Origin of the sequence: Campylobacter showae CSUNSWCD (assembly GCF_000313615.1) — a bacterium.
GTDB classification, from domain to species: Bacteria; Campylobacterota; Campylobacteria; order Campylobacterales; family Campylobacteraceae; genus Campylobacter_A; species Campylobacter_A showae_A.
Genome location: NZ_AMZQ01000007.1, coordinates 14,853 through 32,705, shown reverse-complemented (window position 1 = coordinate 32,705; position 17,853 = coordinate 14,853). Strand labels below are relative to the sequence as shown.

Below are 17,853 nucleotides of genomic sequence, written 5' to 3'. Positions count from 1 at the left end.
TCCTTATAAATTTTGGATCTAAAATCAAAAAGATTTCATACTGATAATGCTATCGTAAAAAGGGGGCGAAAAAAGGGGAAATTTAATAAATTATGAATTTTTAAATTTAATAGTAAATACTACGCCATTATTTATATTTTGCGCGTAAATTCGGGCGTTATTTTTTTCGGCTATTACCTTGCTCATATATAGTCCAAGCCCACTACCCGACTTTTTCGTAGTAAAATGCGGCTTGAAAATCTTATTTATCGCGGCTTTATCTATATTGCCGGCGTTATTTTCGAGCGTGATCGCGCGCTCGCCGTTTTGCAAAAGGGCGGTTATTAAAATTTGCCATCTGTTTGCTTGCGCCCGCTCTTGCGGCAGATTTAAAAATGCTTCTTTGGCATTATTTATAATGTTAATTAAAATTTGAATAAGTTCGTTTATGTTGCCGTAAAGTGTAAAATTTTCTTTTATCTCGACTTTTACGTCTATGACGTGTTTTTTGAGTGTCGCGTTTAAAATTTTACAAGCCTGCTCTATGGCCTGCTTTGCGTCAAATTCGCTCTTTGGCATATTTGGATTAAAGAAATTTTTAAAGTCCTCGATGGTGTCAGACATAAATTTGACCTGCTCGTTTGCCTCCTCGATGGCCTCTTTTAGCCTCTGCTCGCTTAGCTTGCCTCGCTCGGAGTAAAGTTCCAAATTTACCAGAGTCGAGCTGATCTGGGCTAGAGGCTGGCGCCACTGGTGCGAGATATTTCCGATCATTTCACCTATCGAGGCCAGGCGACTTTGATTTATCATCAAAAGCTCGTTTTGCAACTTGGTTTTTTCGTTGCTTTTGTGGATTTTATAAACAAAAAATAAAAACGCCGCAAAGATCGCCGTGATCGCCACGCCGCTAACGATAAACTCCTGTTTATGATAGAGCAAAATGCTTTTTACCGGGATTTTAAAGCTCACCATCGCTATCGTGTCGCCGACCTTGCCCTCGAAATTATTTAAATTTCCGTATTGTTCGAGCATTTTTTTAGGCGCGCTGTTTATGTTGTGGCACTCGACGCAGGACGGGTGGGAGTTTTTGATAGGAAGGCCGACGAAAAAGTACGAGGCGTTTTGGTCTTTGATTACGTCAGAGTAGACCTCGTATTTGCCCTCCTTAAACCCTTCTAAAATTTCATTTTCAAATTCTGTGCCTTCGTGTTCGGGATTTAGCGGATTCGTCGCCGTTAGCCTGTAGTCGTAGTTTATGTTTTTTTTAGTGAGCTGGATTTTGTAAATTTGACGAGCTATATAGGATGAGGACATAAGTCTGGGGTCAAAAAGGTCTTTGTCTATGACGCCGTGATCTTTTAACTCATCTATGAGCGGGCGCTGGACGGTAGAGATGTAGTCGCGTATGCCATTCATCGCATCTAGCACGTAAACGGCCTCCTGCTTGGCGTCTTTTAGCGCAAGGTCGCGGTAAAAGTTAAAAACCAAAACGGTAATGGCGCCGTACAAAACGACGAGCAGCAGGACGATAAATTTAAATTTGGACTTCACATAGATATCCTACACCGTATAAATTTCTGATCGTGTCCTTGCCGATCTTGCGGCGCAGCTCTTTTACGATGGTTTTGATGGCCTCTTTGGTCGGTTGTTCAAATTCCCACATGTAGTCAAACAGCTGCTCGTAAGTGATCGTTTGATTTTTGTTGTTTAAAAAATACTCCAAAAGCTTGCTTTCGCTTTTGGAGAGGCGACAGGCCTCTTCCTTTATATATATGATTTTTTTACTAAAGTCGTATTTGAGCTCGCTATTAATACTAAACATCGGCGTATGGTCGATGAGCTCCATCGCGACGTCTTCTAGCGCCTTTATAAACGTATCTTTATCGTAGGGCTTTGATAGATACCTCGTGATCTTTAGCTCGACTGCGCGCCACAAATACTCCTGCTCGGTGTGGCTTGAGATGATGACGATAGGGATTTTGCGATTTGCAGAGCGGATCTTTTTAGCTACCTCTAAACCGTCCATGTGCGGGACGCTGACGTCTAGGACGAGGGCGTCGTATGAGCCGCTCATAGCTTCATCTAGCGCCTCGATGCCGTCGCTTACACCTTTTACTTCGGCAAAAAACAGCTCGAGGGAGTCGATCATATTTTTTAATATATATGGTTCATCCTCTAAACAAAGGACTTTTTTGTTGGATAAAACGTCTAAAACGGAGTAATCTTGCATCTTTTTCCCGTACTAAATTTTGCCGATACTAACACAAGCAAGCTTAAAATACTATTTTCAAGGATTGCGATATTAACTATAAAATATAAATTAATCAAAATTTTTTGATGAAGCAAAATTTGGGGAGAAATTTAAAAGTTGGTGGAGTTAAGCGGGATCGAACCGCCGACCTCTTGAATGCCATTCAAGCGCTCTCCCAGCTGAGCTATAACCCCAATCGTCGGAAAGATTTTGGAATTATATCATTTTTATCTTACGAAATTTTGAAATTTGACGAAATAAAATAAAATTTTAAGCAAAAATCAGCTAAAATCTCATTTCTCAAACAAAAATGCGGGAATAGCTCAGGGGTAGAGCACAACCTTGCCAAGGTTGGGGTCGCGAGTTCGAATCTCGTTTCCCGCTCCATCGGTTTTAAATTTAGGGAATTTTTGCCCGGGTGGCGGAATGGTAGACGCAAGGGACTTAAAATCCCTCGGTATTTTTTACCGTACCGGTTCAAGTCCGGTTTCGGGCACCATTGACTTTTAGGCGACATAGCCAAGTGGTAAGGCATGAGCCTGCAAAGCTTTGATCCCCGGTTCGAATCCGGGTGTCGCCTCCAAAAATTATAAGGAGAGAAAATGCGTTATTTACTAGTGCTATTATCTGCTGCTTTGTTTATGGTCGGCTGTTCAAATACTTGGCGCGGAGCCAAAGAGGACACAAATAACGCCGTTGAATGGTCAAAGGAAAAAGTCAACAAAGGTGCTTCCTACGTTAAGGAAAAAACCGAATAAATTTGGCTATAATTAGCCAAAATATTTTTACGGGAGATGGCTGAGCGGTCGAAAGCGGCGGTCTTGAAAACCGTTGAGGTGTGAAAGCCTCCTGGGGTTCGAATCCCTATCTCCCGGCCATTATCTAATTATTGTATTAACTCCTAATATATTAGTATCTCCAAATTTTAGTTGTATTTTTTAAATTTTAGTAATTTTTTTTGACTTTATTGCATATTTTATTTGTAAGCTAATGTAATAAAATCTAGCAAGCGTTCTCAAATGAAACGCAGTTATTAACCGTTAGCCTAAGGCAAAGCCACCAAATATAAATATCGGCATAGTTTGGGGATTCACTGACCAGTCCGTGACATATTTTATTTCTGTAGTTTAACCCCATCGGCTCCGTTAGTAAAAATTTTAACTCTTCCGTCAAATCTCTCCCGAGTAATTTATATATTTTTGGTTCTTGTAAAAGCGAGTTTATGCTTTTTTCAGATTCTACGCCGTTTTCATCGATAGTAGTCGTAGGGATTTTTTCTTGTTGTAGTAAAATTCTCGTCAAATGCTCTATTTGAGGTATCAGCAAATGACTTGAAACCAAAAAATCTCTATCAAAAACGTAATATAAACCTTGCGCCCAGATATCTGCCCTGCCAGCCGGAACCGCGCTAGAATTTCTGCAAATATCATAAATGAAGCGCATAGACACTCTATGCTTCTTTAAAATTTGCAAAAATGCGGGCAGTATACTGCCGTCTACCGCCAACTTGACGTTGTATATGGTATTGCTGGTACATTTCATGTTTTAATCGATCATCTTTTGTTATTATTTGTTGTAGTTTTCTTCCATCGGTATCTACGTAAATTTGAGTAACAAAATTTGAAAGCAGAGACTTCTTTAAAAGATTTTCGGATGACTTTTTGGTACCTTCATAAAGCGGGGCTGTCGTGATATTAGCTAGGCATAATACCGCTTCAGATAATCGCTTGCCTTTTACCGCTAGCTTTGCATTATTTTGATAGTGAAATATCGATATTCTCGGTAGCAATCAAGCTCATTTCGCTTATAATATCTTAGTTATTTTGCCCCATCAGCTTGCGTATCTCGTCTATTTTTTGATCGATTTCGAGCTCATTTCTATCTTTTGCAGGAATGCTTCTAAGCTCTTTTAGTGCTTGCTCTAGATCTATTTTTGACGATATAGCGTTGCTTTCTTTTGCTTTTTCTATTAAGATATTGGCTATTTTGAGTGCAGTTTCGGCTATTTTATGGCTATTTTTGAGCTTCTTATACCATTTTTGCGACTCTTGATAGTATCTAATCGCTGCAATAAATTCTTCCTCTTTAGCAAATGAATCGGCAAAATTTTCTAATTTTTCAGCTACGCTTGATTGCAATTTTTTGTCTAGCTTGACAATATCCAATAAATACGACATCCTTAAGCAGTAGTATTGATCGGTCGGCTCTACTTTATTAAAACATTCTAAAATTTATTCGATATTTCGGCGTATTGATTTTTTGTGATTTTGGATAGTCGAGATAGCCTGATAGCCCTTTCAAACGCATCTATCTTAAATTGATTTAGCGACTTTGGCTCTAGAGATATTTTCGAGTATTCATTTACGGCGATCTCTAAAAATTTTATATTTTGGGAATTTTTAAAATCCATAAAATATCGGCGATCTTTGATTTTAATCTGCAATCGGTCATTTCATCCAAAATACTCTCGAAAAATTCAAATCCTGCTCGGCTAAATCCTCTAATATCGCCGATCTGCAATCGCCTGCGATACATCCAGCTTCGTACGGTTCGTTTAGCCTTCCGGGCTTTAAGGCCATAGAGCAAGCATTTCTTATAAATAAAATACCTTACTCGCTTTTAAATTTCCATTTCTAAAATTTTCTTCGCACAAGTCCGCAAATTTAAAACTGTAAGCGTCAAAATATTTTGCGTCTTTGAGTATTTTGTCCAAATTTATACCCAAAAAATTATCTTTAGTTATCGTTGTTTGCTGTATTTTTTCGATCAAATTTCATCCTTTTTAACTAAATTTCTCACTCCATTATCGCAAATTTGACCAATCTTGGCTGTGTGATACGATCATAGTCTTTCGTGTTTAAAATGATAGAATGATCTAGCAAGCCTGCGTTAAAGGCAAGCTCGGCGTAGCGGGTAAATAGGCTCGGATCGGCGATCAGCTCTAGCTCCTCGTGAAAGCTAAACGGCGGAACGCTGCCAAAGACGCAGTCAGTGAGTCGCATGACCTCATCGGGGCTTGCTAGACTTGCTCTAGTGCCGCCCAGTGCGTGTGCGATGAGCTGCAAATCAGCCTTGTAATCCGCCGGCAATACGGCCAAAACGTATCGTTTGGCGCCGCTGCCTTTTACGACACAAACGAGCGCCTTAGCCCCCTGCCCTAGCTCCGTGCCGCGCGCCACGGCGACCTCGGCCGATGTTTTTGCGCTCGCGTGAGATACGGTGCAAAAGTCCGCATTTTGCGTACTTAGCAGCTCTTTTAGTTTCTCGAAAATTTGCTCGGACATCGTTGTTCCTTTATTTAAGATTTGGTTTAAATTATACAGCAAATTTTAAAACCACCCTGCACTTTTTGAAATTTAACAAGCTAAATGCGTCTAAATTTGACCGCATCTTGAGCCGCTTAAATTTAAATATTTTTGGCTATCATTTCGTAAATTTGCCTTAAAATGAATATAAAGAAAAAGAGCAAATTTACAAAGGAAAAATCATGCAGATCGATAAAATCCAAATCGAAGCAGGCTGGAAAGAGGCGCTAAAAGAGGAATTTTTAAGCGAAAATTTCGCTCGCATAAAGGAAAATTTCTTGCGCGCAAAGGCCGCTGGCGAGGTATATCCGCCAAATGCGCTGATATTTAACGCTTTTAATCTCACGCCGTTTAATGCCGTCAAGGTCGTGATCCTGGGTCAAGACCCATATCACGGCGCGGGGCAGGCGATGGGGCTAAGCTTCTCCGTGCCGCGCGGCGTCAAAGTCCCGCCGAGCCTCGCCAACATCTACAAAGAAATCCGCGACGATCTGGGCATCGCGGAGCCAAACTCAGGCGATCTGAGCTACTGGGCGAAGCAGGGCGTACTGCTGCTAAATGCGACGCTAAGCGTTAGTGCGGGGCAGGCTAACTCGCACTCAAATTTCGGCTGGCAGGAGTTTACGGATGCTGCGATCAGGAAGCTTAGCGAACGCGCCCAGAACGTCGTTTTTATGCTATGGGGCAACCCGGCTAAGGCCAAAATCCCTCTCATCGACGCTAACAAACACCTTGTACTAACGGCAGCGCATCCAAGTCCGTTAGCGCGCGGCGCGTTTTTTGGTTGCAGGCACTTTTCAAAGGCAAATTTGTATCTCGCCGAGCACGGCAAAGCGCCGATAGATTGGGATTTAAATAACGCTAGTTAGTGTGCTTTTATGCAGCCGTGACAAAACGAGCTTTTACGATTTGGCTAAAGCGAGTTTGCAAAATTTGGTAAGCATGTGGTTTTAATTGCGCCAGGCTACGTCAAATTTGCATTCAAAAGCTTATCAGGTTAGGGCGGGTCTCAAATTTGATTGTAGAGCTTTTGGCTCTACTCGGCAAAAGCGACTCAAATTTCTCTATAAAACAGGCCTACTTTTGCGCCTTTTCTGCTCTCATTTCATCTAACATGGATTTTATCTTTGCAGATTCGCGCTCGCAAAATTTCTCATCGCCGCTTTGTATGATTAGCGCCGCTTGGCCCTCCTGAGCTTTTTGCAGCTCGCTAAATTTAAGCTCAAAGAGCCTAAACGCTTGTGGATCGTCTTTTAGCTGCTTGGATTTTGTTTCGTAAAGCTCGTTTAGGTAAATTTTGCTTTGCTTTACGTACTCCTCGCACGCGTTTTGAGCGCCTAAAGCCAGTGCGCCCAGAGCGCAAAATATTAATATTTTTCTCATCGTCGTCCTTTAAAATTTGCGAAATTATACACTTTTTTAGGGTTAAAATTTTATAATTTTCAAAAATTTAAAGGCGGAAAATGAGACGAAAAGATAGAGAATTAAGCGCGCAGGAGGGGCTTGCGATCATCGATGCGTGCGAATACGTCACGATCTCTTGCATTGGTGAGGCGGGCGAGATTTTTAGCGTGCCGATCTCGGTCGTGCGCGAGGACGAGAGCGTATTTTTGCACGGCGCTCCTGCAGGTTCTAAGGCAAGGCTACTAAAAGACGGCAAGAGCGTGACATTAGTTTGCGTGAGCTACGCGCAGGTGCCGGTTTTGACGGATGAGCAGCTAGACGCGATCAAGGACGACGGCAAGGCGCTTGGCGCGAAGGTCTTTACGACCGAATACAAATCCGCCGTCGCCGTAACCAAGGCCTATACCGTGACTGACGAGGCGGCGAGACTGCATGCGCTACGGCTACTTAGCGAAAAATACACGCCAAACTACATGCGAACCTTTGACGTCGCGGCGGCTCACGGGCTAAAGGCGACAAATATCTACGAGCTAAAGATCGCGAGCATAACGGCAAAGGCAAAGATTATTCGGGATTAAATTTAAGTTTTAGACGTTCTCGCAACGTCAAATTTGATTAATCTACTAAAATTTGGATAGCAACGAAGAATTTGAAAAAGACGAAAAATCCCTCCAAGCGGAGGGATAAAAATTATTTAGGTAGCGTAGCTATAACTTGCTTCATTTGTTCAAGGGCAGGTTTGCAAGCGGCCTCTTGAGAGTCTTTCGGTAGCTGAGCAAACTGAGCTTTTTGGCTCTCATAAGTAGGTTTCATAGCTGCCATTTGAGGGTTGTCCTTTGCCTTCTCTACGAACTCGTCTACTAGTTTAAAATACTCCTCGCAAGTAGGCGAAAGCTCTGCTGCTGCGGCAGATACGCCCATAACGCCCAAAGCGGCAACTACTAACAATGACTTTTTCATATGTTCTCCTTGGATAAAATAGGGGGTAATTATACCACTTTATTCCTTTTTTTAACACTTAAATTTAAAAAATTAGTTAAAAATAAAACTTAATTTAAATGAAAAATATATAAAATTATACCTATTATCAATTTCTTAATATAAAGGGGATGTCATGGGTAAATTTAGCATTATCGCGGCTGCAGTTTTACTGAGTGCAGCCTCGGCTCTCGCGCAGATGAGTAGTTCAGACAGCAAATTTAAGCGCGCCGATAGCAACGTGACCGGATCAGTGAAGCTTGATATGGTCTCCGTCACGGCAAACAGGAGCGAAACCGACGTCGCTAAATACGCGGGCCAAGTCAGCGTCCTAAATCAAAACGACTTAGTTAAATCGCCGTCCGTTATCGACGCTATCGGCTTGGTGCCGGGTGTGATGCTCGGCAACGACCACGGTAGACAAGTCGGCCAGTACTACAACATCCGCGGATTCGGCTACCAAAGCGAAGCACGCGTCATCATCGAACAAGACGGTATTAAGCGCTCGCCTTCGCTTTTTTCTAATCAAATTTCAACCTTTCGCGTGGATAACGACTTGCTAAAACGCGTCGAGGTCGTAAAGGGCGCTAGCTCCGTGCTACACGGCAGCGGTGCGGTTGGCGGTATCGTTAGTATGATAACCAAAGACGTGAGCGACTTTATAAACCCGGGCAGCGACTACGGCGTCACGATCGGCCACCGCCAGGAGAGCAACCACATGAACTCAAATCGAGCCGCCATCGCAGCTAAGCCGACGGAAAATTTCGGCATTTTACTCTACGGCAAGCACGCGGACTTTGGCAAGATAAAGATGGCTAGAGACGGCAAGCGCTCGGGCGTGAAATACGCGGAAAACGACGAGCAGGTAAACACTGTCTTTGCCAAAACCGAGTGGGCGATAACCGACGAGCATGCCCTGGAGGCTAGCGTATTTAACTACCACGAAAAATTCTCCTCCTCGCCTTGGCAGTCGCTTTTCTGGAGCGAGGATGCGCAGCTGCCTACCTCGGGACGGCTAAAACAGCGAGACTATAGCCTGATATACAAATATACTCCGCTTAATAATAGATGGATAAATTTCTCCGCTCAGTACTACAACGCAAAAGCTCTAAATCATAGGATCAGAACGGGCTTTAGCAGAGGCAATCCAGTCTATATCGACTACAAAAACAAAGACGACAGATGGGGCGTTAGGCTCAAAAACGAAAGCCTCTTTGACACCGGCGTGCTAGAGCACAGGCTAGTTACCGGTATCGACTACGAGCATAGAAAAGAGGATGCGATATTTTGGTACAACGGCGCGCTTAGCGACTTTGGCTCATTTCCGAATTTTTACAAAGACCTCGGCATCTACGCGCAAGACGTATTTAGCGTAGGTAGATTCGAGTTTACTCTGGGCGGTAGATTCGATAAATTTAAACGCGGAGTCAAAAACGGCGATCGTAGCTCATACTCCGAGTCTAGATTTTCTCCGAAACTTGGCCTTGCGTACGAGGTTTTTGACGGCATAAATTTACTCGTAGGCTACGCAGAGACATTTAGAGGACCGACGCCAAACGAGACGTCATCGGCCGGCCCGTTAAATCCGCACTACTGGTACATACCAAATCCCGACCTAAAACCTGAAATCGCAAAAGAGTACGAAGTAGGCTTTTCTATCGACAAGCAGGGGCTTTTGGGCGACGACGAGCTGTATTTTAAGGCTACCTACTACGACGGCAACATCAAAGATATGATAAATTTAAAAGCAAGACCGGACAAGGGCAACCCACCGTTTGACGCCGAAGCGCCGGGCAGACGCTACGGTATGTACGAAAACGTTGATAACGCAAAACGCCGCGGCATCGAAATCGAGTCCAAATACGCGATAAACAACCTTACATTCTCGCTCGGATACGACCATACGAAAATCTACGACAAGGCGACCAAAAAGATACTCACCGTCTACGCCGATAAGCTAACTTTGGGCGCGATGTATAGATACGAGCCGTGGGGGCTTAGTCTGGGCGGCGATATGATGCATTGGTTTAGGCCTAACAACGACGAGAAATACTACGTCGTGCGAGGTCAAAAATACGAATACGTAGACGAAACCTTTACTATCGTAAATTTTAAAGGCCGATGGGAGCCGAAAAATTTCGACAGCTATCTGCTAAACAAGGGGCTAAAAATTAGCTTCGGCGTGAATAATATCTTTAATAAAGAATACATTTACGCTAACGGCCTAAAAGATACTTCTAGAGTGGGCAAAGGTAGAAATTTCTACGTAGATTTTGAAAAGACGTTTTAAATTTATGTTAGAGGCGAGAAATCGCCTCTAAGTTTTATTATTTATAACTTACAAAGACTTCACTATTTTTTATTTGTATAAAAATATTTTTCTTGCAGCAGTCACATTTTTTGGTAAAAGAAGCGGAAGTATTTTTTGATATATTTCTGTTTTCAAGTAGTTTGCCACATAGACAAACTATATTTACGTTTTTTGTATTTAGCATAATATATCCTTAATTCCAAGTAAAAGTCCAACTGCCATCATTGGTAACAACTTCAGCTTCCAGTATTTTTTTGCAAGTCGCGGTGCGTTTTATGCTATTGCCATATGTTAATTTCATAGGAAACAGCTCTTCTATTTTGCCATTGGTGAGCATCATCTTTCTAATAACGCAGTTGCCTTTATTGAGTCTTACGTCTTTAATAACCAAGTCATTTGATAGCGAAGTTATTTCAATTATAGAATAGCGCACCCCTGAAAATCGGTTAACTTGTGTGGAATATGACATCTTAAGAGGCGCTTCTTTTACACTACTACCGCTACATCCAACCAGAAACAAACAAGATATCAAAAGTATCTTTTTCATTTTTTCTCCTTTTTCAAGATATTAAAATTATAGTTTATCAATACTTAAATTATTCTTTATAGATAATTTATATGCATATAATCATAAAAATCTGGAAAATAGAGAATTTTATGAAAGTCGTACAAAGAATAAATGAAATTTTACAAGAGAGAAATATCAGTAAAAGAGAGCTCGCAAAACGTCTAATAAACCTCGATATGAAAGCCTCAAGAACGGGCGAAATACCTACAGAATCGAGCATCTATGCCTATCTAAACGGAAATATAGAAATAAAAGCCGATATGCTTCCTTTTATCGCCGATGCGCTTGGGGTCTTTGAGCAAGATTTTTTTAGCGACGATAAAAGGCAAAATGATAAAATACTAAAACGGCTATATGGGGATGATGAACTAAACTATAAATATAGAGATATTATAGAACTTCTTGAATATTTATCCCCTAAAAGCCTCGAAATCCTCAAAGGCTCTCTTGAACAAAACAAGCAAAACGTCGAAAAATTAAATCTAATCTTAAAGCAAATTGCCAACTAGCGCAAAATTTGACTATAATGTCTTAAAATTTAAAAGGAGCAAATTTGCAAAATTTCGCCTTGAAATTTCGTCCGACGAGCCTAAACGAGATCTGCGGACAGCGCGAGCTGGTGGGCGTTTTTAAAAAATTTATCAAAAATAAAAAAATTCCGCACAGTATATTTTATGGGCCGGCAGGCTGCGGCAAGACTAGCTTTGCTCGCGTCGTCGCACGGTCGATGGAGTATGATTTTTACGAATTTGACGGCGGAAATCTCAAGATTGAGGAGTTTCGCAAAATCCTAAAAAACCACGAAAATGCGCTTTCTAAGCCGCTATTTTTCATCGACGAGATCCACCGCCTAAGCAAAACGCAGCAAGAAGCTCTGCTGATACCGATGGAAAACTACCGCGCCGCCATCATCGGAGCCAGCACCGAAAATCCATATTTCACGCTAAGCTCTGGCATCCGCAGCCGCTCGATGCTCTTTGAGTTTAAGCCGCTTGCGAGCGAGGATTTTGAAAAGCTGCTTGAGCGCGTGAGGGGCGAGGTTAAATTTGATATCTCAGACGAAGCCAAAGCCTATCTCGTAAAAAGCAGCGGCGGAGACGCGCGCGGACTGCTAAATTTGCTCGAGTTTGCCGTGAGTCTGGATGAAAAAATAACGTTAGAAAATTTAAAAACGCTACGAGCTAACGCCGTTAGCGAAGGCGTTAGTGAGGACGATGTGCACTACGGACTGGCAAGTGCCTTTATAAAAAGCCTGCGCGGTAGCGACGAAAACGCCGTCATGTACTATCTGGCACGGCTTATCGACGCTGGCGAGAGTGCTGATTTTATCGCGCGCAGGATGGCGATATTTGCCAGCGAGGACATCGGCAACGCCAATCCTAACGCGCTAAATTTAGCCGCTAACGCGCTTGCCACCGTTAGCAAGATCGGCTTTCCCGAAGCGCGCATAATCCTGGCTCAATGCGCGATGTATCTAGCCCACTCGCCAAAGTCAAACTCCAGTTACAAGGCCATAAACGCCGCGCTAGCCTACGTGAAAAATGAACCGCCGCTAAAGATCCCGCCCTATCTCATCAACACCGCACCCGAGGCCAAGGACTATCTGTATCCGCATAGTTTCGGCGGCTGGGTGGAGCAAAAATATCTCGAAAAAACGCTTAAATTTTACGAGAGCAACGGCATCGGCTTTGAAAAGACGCTGGACGAGTGGCTGGCTAAAATAAAATCTAAGGGTTAAATTTGGAAGGCTTACGTTAATTTTGCGACGACTCAAATTTGCCCTGCCGGCTTATTAAATTTGACAAGAAGCATTACGGTCAAATTTAGCGCATTTTTAACTTTTGGGTTTTTGCAGGCTTGTTAAATTTCTCGGTAAATCTCGTAAAACCGCCGTCAAATTTGCAAATCAGCGAGAAGGTCTAGCTAAAACAAAAACCTCCGCGCAAATCAAGAATGCCCTCTAAAACCGCCCGCCTTGTCAAATTTAACTCAAATTTTACCTATATTTTTAAATTAGGCTAAAAAATTTTTATTATTTATTTTAGTTTTATATTTTTTTAAATATACTTGATGAATTTTAAAAAACTTAAAGGCAAATCCATGCTCACCGACCTCGTAAGCTCTATAAATTCATTCCTTTGGGGGCCGTATTTCCTCATCGCGCTACTTTGCGGCACTGGGCTTTATTTTACGATTAGGCTGCGATTCGTGCAGATTTTTAAGTTTAAAATGGGCCTTAATAGGCTTTTTGGCAACTTCTCATTGCACGGCGAAGCGGCGGGAAAATCGGGCATGAGCTCGTTTCAGGCCGTCGCTACCGCGGTCGCGGCACAGGTGGGCACAGGCAACCTTGTGGGTGCCACAACCGCGCTCATCATGGGCGGGCCGGGAGCGATATTTTGGATGTGGTGCGCGGCGTTTTTAGGCATGGCGACGAATTTCGCAGAGATCTGTCTAGCTCAAATTTACCGTACCAAAGACGACAGCGGACACATGATCGGCGGGCCGGCGTTTTATATCAGTCGCGGGCTAAAGAGCCGCTATGCCAAGGTTTTGGCGGCGTTTTTCGCGCTGGCGATCATTTTGGCGCTCGGATTTATGGGAAATATGGTCCAGGCTAACTCCATTTCAGACGGCTTTAAAGGGGCATTTGGTATCCCAAACTGGGCGAGCGGACTGTTTTTGGCGGCGATTTGCGCTACGATCTTTATCGGCGGAGTCAAAGCCATCGCTAGAGTCGCCGAAAAGATCGTGCCTATCATGGCGATCCTCTACGTCGCGGTCGGGCTTGTGATCATTTGCTTTAATCTCGATAAAATTCCAGGTGTCATAGCGCTTATATTTGAAGCTGCGTTTAATCCATCCGCGGCATGGGGCGGCGCGACTGGAGCCACGATAGCTACGGCGATGAGATACGGTATCGCGCGCGGACTGTTTTCAAACGAAGCGGGCATGGGCTCGACGCCTCACGCGCATGCCGCGGCTAACGTCAAGCACCCCGTCGATCAGGCGGTGCTTGGCATCATGAGCGTGTTTGTCGATACCTTTATCGTGCTAAATATCACCGTTTTTGTTGTGCTTAGCGCCGACGTGATACATTTTGAAAACGGCAAAGCCGTGCTAACGGGCATTTCGCTCGTACAAGAGGCCTTTTCTTCGCATGTTTTGGGGCATACGGGCGGATATAGCTTTGTGGCGATTTGCTTGTTTTTCTTTGCTTTTACGACGATTTTGGGCTGGTACTACTTCGCCGAGATCAACGTGCGCTATCTTTTTGGTGCCAAATTCGTGCGAATTTTACAGATATTTGTCGTAGGATTTGTGTTTGCGGGCAGCTTACTAAAGATAAATTTTGTCTGGGAGCTAGCCGATATGTTTAACGGCCTCATGGTGCTTCCAAACCTGATCGCCATCATCGCGCTTAGCCCCGTCGTGGTTAAGCTCCTGAAGGATCACGACGAAGGCAAAGAATACGATCCAAACGAGTATATAAGGAAGGCTTGAGCGGCGTAGTAAATTTTACGGTAGTTAATTTACTTCTTTTTGGCGGGAGAGCAATTTCCCGTGCTTATTTATACTTCAAATTTAGTCTACCGACCGACTTTTGCGGCGTCAAATTTGAGTCAAATTCAAACCCTTTCCGCCGTTTCTAAAACCACGCTTTTTAGCAAATTTACCCCGTTAGCGATATCGCTCCAACTAGAAAATTCCGCCGGATTGTGGCTGATACCGTCTTTAGACGGGATGAAAATCATAGCTGTCGGACAAAGTGCGCTCATATGCATTGCGTCGTGTCCTGCGCCGCTTGGCATGATCTCAAAGCTAAGCCCGAGAGCCGCGGCTTTTTGGGCGATGAGTTTGATGAGGCGGCCATCTAGCGCGCACGGCTCGTCGAATGCTAGTTGCTTGATCTCGCATTTGACGCCACGCTGAGCCTCGATGTGCGAGATTTCAGCCAGGATCTGCTCGTAGGCTGCCTCGCGCGTGGCTAGGTCGATGCCGCGCAGGTCGATTAGCAGCGTCGCCTCGCCCGGCACGACGTTCATGACGCCCGGTTTTACCGTGCAGTTGCCTGCGGTCGCTACCACGCCGTTTACCGCATTTTCTTGCGCGACGTGCTCGACGGCCAGCACTATCTGCGCCGCCGCGCAAAGCGCGTCGTGACGGTACTTCATCGCGGTCGTGCCGGAGTGCTGAGCCTGGCCCTGCACGCGCACGCTAAATCTATGCGGCGCGGCGATGGCGCTTACTACGCCGATTTGGATATTTTCGTTATCTAGTAGCGGTCCTTGCTCGATGTGTAGCTCAAAAAAGCTCTCGTAATTCGGCGTCAAATTTTTAGCCTTTTCGATGCTTGCTAGATCGATGCCAAACTCAGAAAAAATCTCGCTGATAGCGCGTCCTTGAAAGTCGCGCACGTCTTTTAGCTTTTCAAAACCAAGCTTGCCACACATTACCTTGCTGCCGAGCGTCGCGATATTAAATCTGCTCGACTCCTCGCACTCAAAGACGACCAGCTCGAGCGGCCTACGCGTCTGTACACCCTCGTCGTTTAGCGATCTAATCAGCTCTAACCCGCCCAGGACGCCGAGAATCCCGTCAAATTCGCCGCCGTTTATCACGGTATCCAGATGCGAGCCAAACGCTACCGCCGGCAGCTCGGGCTCTGTACCCTCGCGCCTGGCAAAGATATTTCCGATGGCGTCTATGCGCACTTTTAGCCCCGCCTCCTTACAGCGCGCGATAAATAGCTCTCTGGCGGCCTTGTCTTCGCTCGTGTAGGCCAGGCGGCTCATTCCCGCTCCGAAGCTCTCGTCGTTTATCGCATTTATCTCGCTAAAAAGCACCTTAAGTCTATCTAAATTTATACTCATCGCCCGTCCTTTGTATTTAAATTTATCAAATTTTAGCCAAGAAGCATTAAATTTATACTTTAATATTTTTATTTAATATAACATTTAATTTTTGGAGTTTAGATAATGTTTGATATATAAGAGCTAACAAACGCTAACGTTAGTTTTATTAAGATTTAGCGCTAAAATCGGCTTTTGAATATAGAATTTACAAACAGATAAAGTAAAAACTTTATACCATAACATACTAAATTTTACTAACAAATTGCCCGGTTTGAGATATAAATTTGCAGAAAATATGATGGTAAAATTTAAACAAAAGCAGTGGTTTTTGAGGAGAGCGGTTAGCAATATAAATTTGCCGCCTAAAAATCTTTGACTCGTAGCGTATTTGCTGACGAGCCAAAGTTAAATTTGCCTGCTTAAACTAGCTGTGCGCCCGCGCCTTTTACGACCTCGCCGATGACGTAGCCGTCGGTATTTACTAGTACAAAATCTGCATTTTCTTTCGGAGCTACTACGATCATGCCAACGCCCATGTTAAACGTCCTCATCATCTCGGCGGGCTCGACCTTTTGCGCGATGATTTTAAAGATTTCGGGCGTGCGGATCGCGACATGCTCGATCTTCGCACCTAGTCCCTCCGGAAATACGCGCGGCAGATTTTCCACGATGCCGCCGCCTGTGATATGTGCGAGCGCGTGGATCTTGTCTTTTAAATTTAAAAAATCTGCGACGTAAATCCTGGTCGGCTCCAAAAGCACGTCGATAAGCGCGCGACCGCCTACCTTGTCGTCAAATTTCAGCCCTAGCTCGGCAACCACTTTGCGTGCGAGCGAGAAGCCGTTTGAGTGCAGGCCGCTACTAGGAAGCGCGATTAGTACATCGCCCTCACGTACGAACTTGCTGCGGTCGATCTCGTCCTCTTCTGCGATACCCACGGCAAAGCCTGCAAGGTCAAAGTCGCCTTTTTCATACATCGAAGGCATCTCTGCCGTCTCGCCGCCGATCAGCGCGCAGCGGGCGAGTTTGCAGCCATCGGCGATGCTTTTTACGACCTCTTTGGCGTCCGCGATCTCGAGCTTTGCAGTCGCGTAGTAGTCGAGGAAAAATAGCGGCTCGGCGAAGTTGCAGATGAGGTCGTTTACGCACATCGCGACAAGGTCCTGGCCGACGCCGTCAAATTTACGCGCGTCGATTGCGAGTCGTAGCTTTGTACCTACGCCATCAGTAGCGCCCAGGATCGCAGGTTTTTTGTATCCCGCAGGCAGTCTCACTGCGCCGCTAAATGAGCCGATACCGCCCAAAACGTGCGGAGTTTGCGTTGCCTTAACGAACGGTTTTATAGCGTTTACGAAGTCATTTCCCGCGTCTATATCGACGCCAGCTTCTTTGTAGCTTATCATTTTTGCCCTTTGTTGAAATTTGGTTAATTTTAGCCAAAAATTGCTAAAATCGGAGTAAAAAATCGGAGGCAAAATGCCGCAATTTAAACACGCAATCGTCATCACGGGCAGTATCGGCAGCGGCAAGAGCGCGGTTTGCGAGCTACTTCGTGATCGCGGATTTGAGATTATAGACGCCGATAGGATTTCGCATTGCGTCTTGGATCGCTGTGCCGCGCAGGTGGCTGAAATTTTCGGCGCGCAATACGTCGTGCAAAAAGACGCGCAGGCCGAAAATTTGGACTCACACGCGGAATTTGGCGTTAGTTCAGGTGAGAAAAATTCGTCCATGCCCTGCGTTTCGGTGGACCGAAAAAAACTAGGCGAGCTGGTGTTTAAAAACCCTGCGGAGCTTGCAAAGCTTGAAGCGCTGCTGCATCCGAAGATAACGGCTGAAATTTTATCGCAGGCGCAGGCTTTGGAGGCAAAAAGAAGGCTTTATTTCGTTGACATTCCGCTGTTTTTCGAGGGCAAGAGGTATGAGTTTTTCGACAAAGTGGCGGTCGTTTATGCGCCAAAAGATACGCTGATTTCGCGCGTGATGAAGCGAAACGGGCTTAGCTACGACGCTGCAAAGCACCGTGTGGAGCTGCAAACTGATATCGAGCAAAAGCGCGCCATGGCGGATTTTATTATAGATAATAGCGGTGATTTGCAAAATTTAAGAGATGAAACCGGGTCTTTTTTGGAAAAAATAGCTTAACCTGTTATGACACGGCATTTTATGCTATTTAAACACTGCTTTAGTTGCTTGGCAGC

The 17,853-nt window shown here is 44.4% G+C and carries 19 protein-coding genes and 5 tRNA genes; 12 read left to right on the top strand and 12 right to left on the bottom strand.

Annotation, left to right across the window (positions count from 1 at the left end):
* Positions 1 to 90 precede the first annotated feature (90 nt).
* The 3 genes from CSUNSWCD_RS04870 to CSUNSWCD_RS04860 all read right to left on the bottom strand — a co-directional run bounded on the left by CSUNSWCD_RS04870 (position 91) and on the right by CSUNSWCD_RS04860 (position 2,424).
* Positions 91 to 1,530, bottom strand: coding sequence for an ATP-binding protein (locus CSUNSWCD_RS04870; protein ID WP_009494701.1), 1,440 nt, complete (start codon positions 1,528 to 1,530; stop codon positions 91 to 93).
* Positions 1,514 to 2,209, bottom strand: coding sequence for a response regulator transcription factor (locus tag CSUNSWCD_RS04865; RefSeq protein ID WP_009494700.1), 696 nt, complete (start codon positions 2,207 to 2,209; stop codon positions 1,514 to 1,516). The genes CSUNSWCD_RS04870 and CSUNSWCD_RS04865 overlap by 17 nt, the downstream gene beginning before the upstream one ends.
* Positions 2,210 to 2,348: 139 nt before the next feature.
* Positions 2,349 to 2,424, bottom strand: a tRNA-Ala gene (locus CSUNSWCD_RS04860).
* A gap of 118 nt (positions 2,425 to 2,542) precedes the next feature.
* On the opposite strand from CSUNSWCD_RS04860, the gene CSUNSWCD_RS04855 reads away from it, so the two are divergent.
* The 5 genes from CSUNSWCD_RS04855 to CSUNSWCD_RS04840 all read left to right on the top strand — a co-directional run bounded on the left by CSUNSWCD_RS04855 (position 2,543) and on the right by CSUNSWCD_RS04840 (position 3,108).
* Positions 2,543 to 2,617 (top strand) — tRNA-Gly (locus tag CSUNSWCD_RS04855).
* Positions 2,618 to 2,642: 25 nt separating this feature from the next.
* A tRNA-Leu gene (locus CSUNSWCD_RS04850) sits at positions 2,643 to 2,729 on the top strand.
* A 10-nt stretch (positions 2,730 to 2,739) separates the two neighbouring features.
* Positions 2,740 to 2,813: transfer RNA gene (locus tag CSUNSWCD_RS04845), tRNA-Cys, on the top strand.
* Between the two features lie 19 nt (positions 2,814 to 2,832).
* On the top strand, positions 2,833 to 2,988 hold the full coding sequence (locus CSUNSWCD_RS11415; protein WP_004321784.1) for a hypothetical protein: 156 nt from the start codon (positions 2,833 to 2,835) through the stop codon (positions 2,986 to 2,988).
* Positions 2,989 to 3,018: 30 nt separating this feature from the next.
* Positions 3,019 to 3,108, top strand: a tRNA-Ser gene (locus tag CSUNSWCD_RS04840).
* Positions 3,109 to 3,232: 124 nt separating this feature from the next.
* On the opposite strand, the gene CSUNSWCD_RS11410 is transcribed toward CSUNSWCD_RS04840, so the two are convergent.
* The 4 genes from CSUNSWCD_RS11410 to CSUNSWCD_RS04815 all read right to left on the bottom strand — a co-directional run bounded on the left by CSUNSWCD_RS11410 (position 3,233) and on the right by CSUNSWCD_RS04815 (position 5,514).
* Positions 3,233 to 3,673 carry a DUF4209 domain-containing protein gene (locus CSUNSWCD_RS11410; protein ID WP_167536552.1) on the bottom strand — a complete coding sequence of 147 codons (441 nt, stop codon included), beginning with the start codon at positions 3,671 to 3,673 and terminating at the stop codon, positions 3,233 to 3,235.
* 7 nt (positions 3,674 to 3,680) lie between these two features.
* On the bottom strand, positions 3,681 to 4,019 hold the full coding sequence (locus CSUNSWCD_RS11405) for a hypothetical protein (protein WP_034964395.1): 339 nt from the start codon (positions 4,017 to 4,019) through the stop codon (positions 3,681 to 3,683).
* 25 nt (positions 4,020 to 4,044) lie between these two features.
* On the bottom strand, positions 4,045 to 4,368 hold the full coding sequence (locus CSUNSWCD_RS11400; protein WP_167536551.1) for a hypothetical protein: 324 nt from the start codon (positions 4,366 to 4,368) through the stop codon (positions 4,045 to 4,047).
* Between the two features lie 657 nt (positions 4,369 to 5,025).
* Positions 5,026 to 5,514 (bottom strand): YbaK/prolyl-tRNA synthetase associated domain-containing protein, encoded by a 489-nt coding sequence (locus CSUNSWCD_RS04815; protein WP_009494690.1) that lies wholly within the window; start codon positions 5,512 to 5,514, stop codon positions 5,026 to 5,028.
* Positions 5,515 to 5,717: 203 nt separating this feature from the next.
* Between CSUNSWCD_RS04815 and ung the strand changes: the two genes are divergently transcribed.
* Complete coding sequence (gene ung / locus CSUNSWCD_RS04810; protein WP_009494686.1) at positions 5,718 to 6,404, top strand: uracil-DNA glycosylase; 687 nt, start codon at positions 5,718 to 5,720, stop codon at positions 6,402 to 6,404.
* A gap of 208 nt (positions 6,405 to 6,612) precedes the next feature.
* On the opposite strand, the gene CSUNSWCD_RS04805 is transcribed toward ung, so the two are convergent.
* Positions 6,613 to 6,918 carry a hypothetical protein gene (locus tag CSUNSWCD_RS04805; RefSeq protein ID WP_009494680.1) on the bottom strand — a complete coding sequence of 102 codons (306 nt, stop codon included), beginning with the start codon at positions 6,916 to 6,918 and terminating at the stop codon, positions 6,613 to 6,615.
* Between the two features lie 80 nt (positions 6,919 to 6,998).
* On the opposite strand from CSUNSWCD_RS04805, the gene CSUNSWCD_RS04800 reads away from it, so the two are divergent.
* Positions 6,999 to 7,517, top strand: a complete 519-nt coding sequence (locus CSUNSWCD_RS04800; RefSeq protein WP_009494678.1) for a pyridoxamine 5'-phosphate oxidase family protein — start codon at positions 6,999 to 7,001, stop codon at positions 7,515 to 7,517.
* Positions 7,518 to 7,629: 112 nt separating this feature from the next.
* Here CSUNSWCD_RS04800 and CSUNSWCD_RS04795 read toward each other — a convergent pair whose 3' ends face one another.
* Positions 7,630 to 7,899 (bottom strand): DUF5339 domain-containing protein, encoded by a 270-nt coding sequence (locus CSUNSWCD_RS04795; protein ID WP_009494676.1) that lies wholly within the window; start codon positions 7,897 to 7,899, stop codon positions 7,630 to 7,632.
* Between the two features lie 154 nt (positions 7,900 to 8,053).
* On the opposite strand from CSUNSWCD_RS04795, the gene CSUNSWCD_RS04790 reads away from it, so the two are divergent.
* The gene (locus CSUNSWCD_RS04790) at positions 8,054 to 10,207 is read left to right on the top strand and encodes a TonB-dependent receptor domain-containing protein (protein WP_009494674.1); all 2,154 of its coding nucleotides are present in this window, start codon (positions 8,054 to 8,056) and stop codon (positions 10,205 to 10,207) included.
* Between the two features lie 214 nt (positions 10,208 to 10,421).
* Here CSUNSWCD_RS04790 and CSUNSWCD_RS04785 read toward each other — a convergent pair whose 3' ends face one another.
* A complete protein-coding gene (locus CSUNSWCD_RS04785) occupies positions 10,422 to 10,775 on the bottom strand; it encodes a hypothetical protein (protein ID WP_034964393.1) in 354 nt (117 codons plus the stop codon).
* A gap of 110 nt (positions 10,776 to 10,885) precedes the next feature.
* Here CSUNSWCD_RS04785 and CSUNSWCD_RS04780 point away from each other — a divergent pair, with 110 nt between their 5' ends.
* The 3 genes from CSUNSWCD_RS04780 (at position 10,886) to CSUNSWCD_RS04770 (ending at position 14,300) form a co-directional block, all read left to right on the top strand.
* Positions 10,886 to 11,305: a helix-turn-helix domain-containing protein gene (locus CSUNSWCD_RS04780; RefSeq protein WP_034964391.1), complete on the top strand. Its 420-nt coding sequence runs from the start codon at positions 10,886 to 10,888 to the stop codon at positions 11,303 to 11,305.
* A 44-nt stretch (positions 11,306 to 11,349) separates the two neighbouring features.
* Complete coding sequence (locus CSUNSWCD_RS04775) at positions 11,350 to 12,534, top strand: replication-associated recombination protein A (RefSeq protein ID WP_009494671.1); 1,185 nt, start codon at positions 11,350 to 11,352, stop codon at positions 12,532 to 12,534.
* Between the two features lie 362 nt (positions 12,535 to 12,896).
* Positions 12,897 to 14,300, top strand: a complete 1,404-nt coding sequence (locus tag CSUNSWCD_RS04770; RefSeq protein WP_009494668.1) for an alanine/glycine:cation symporter family protein — start codon at positions 12,897 to 12,899, stop codon at positions 14,298 to 14,300.
* Between the two features lie 125 nt (positions 14,301 to 14,425).
* On the opposite strand, the gene CSUNSWCD_RS04765 is transcribed toward CSUNSWCD_RS04770, so the two are convergent.
* Complete coding sequence (locus CSUNSWCD_RS04765; protein ID WP_009494664.1) at positions 14,426 to 15,670, bottom strand: M20 family metallo-hydrolase; 1,245 nt, start codon at positions 15,668 to 15,670, stop codon at positions 14,426 to 14,428.
* A gap of 401 nt (positions 15,671 to 16,071) precedes the next feature.
* Positions 16,072 to 17,055: a phosphoribosylformylglycinamidine cyclo-ligase gene (gene purM, locus CSUNSWCD_RS04760; protein ID WP_034964432.1), complete on the bottom strand. Its 984-nt coding sequence runs from the start codon at positions 17,053 to 17,055 to the stop codon at positions 16,072 to 16,074.
* Between the two features lie 73 nt (positions 17,056 to 17,128).
* Between purM and coaE the strand changes: the two genes are divergently transcribed.
* Positions 17,129 to 17,797: a dephospho-CoA kinase gene (coaE, locus tag CSUNSWCD_RS04755; protein WP_009494659.1), complete on the top strand. Its 669-nt coding sequence runs from the start codon at positions 17,129 to 17,131 to the stop codon at positions 17,795 to 17,797.
* The last annotated feature ends 56 nt before the right edge of the window (positions 17,798 to 17,853 follow it).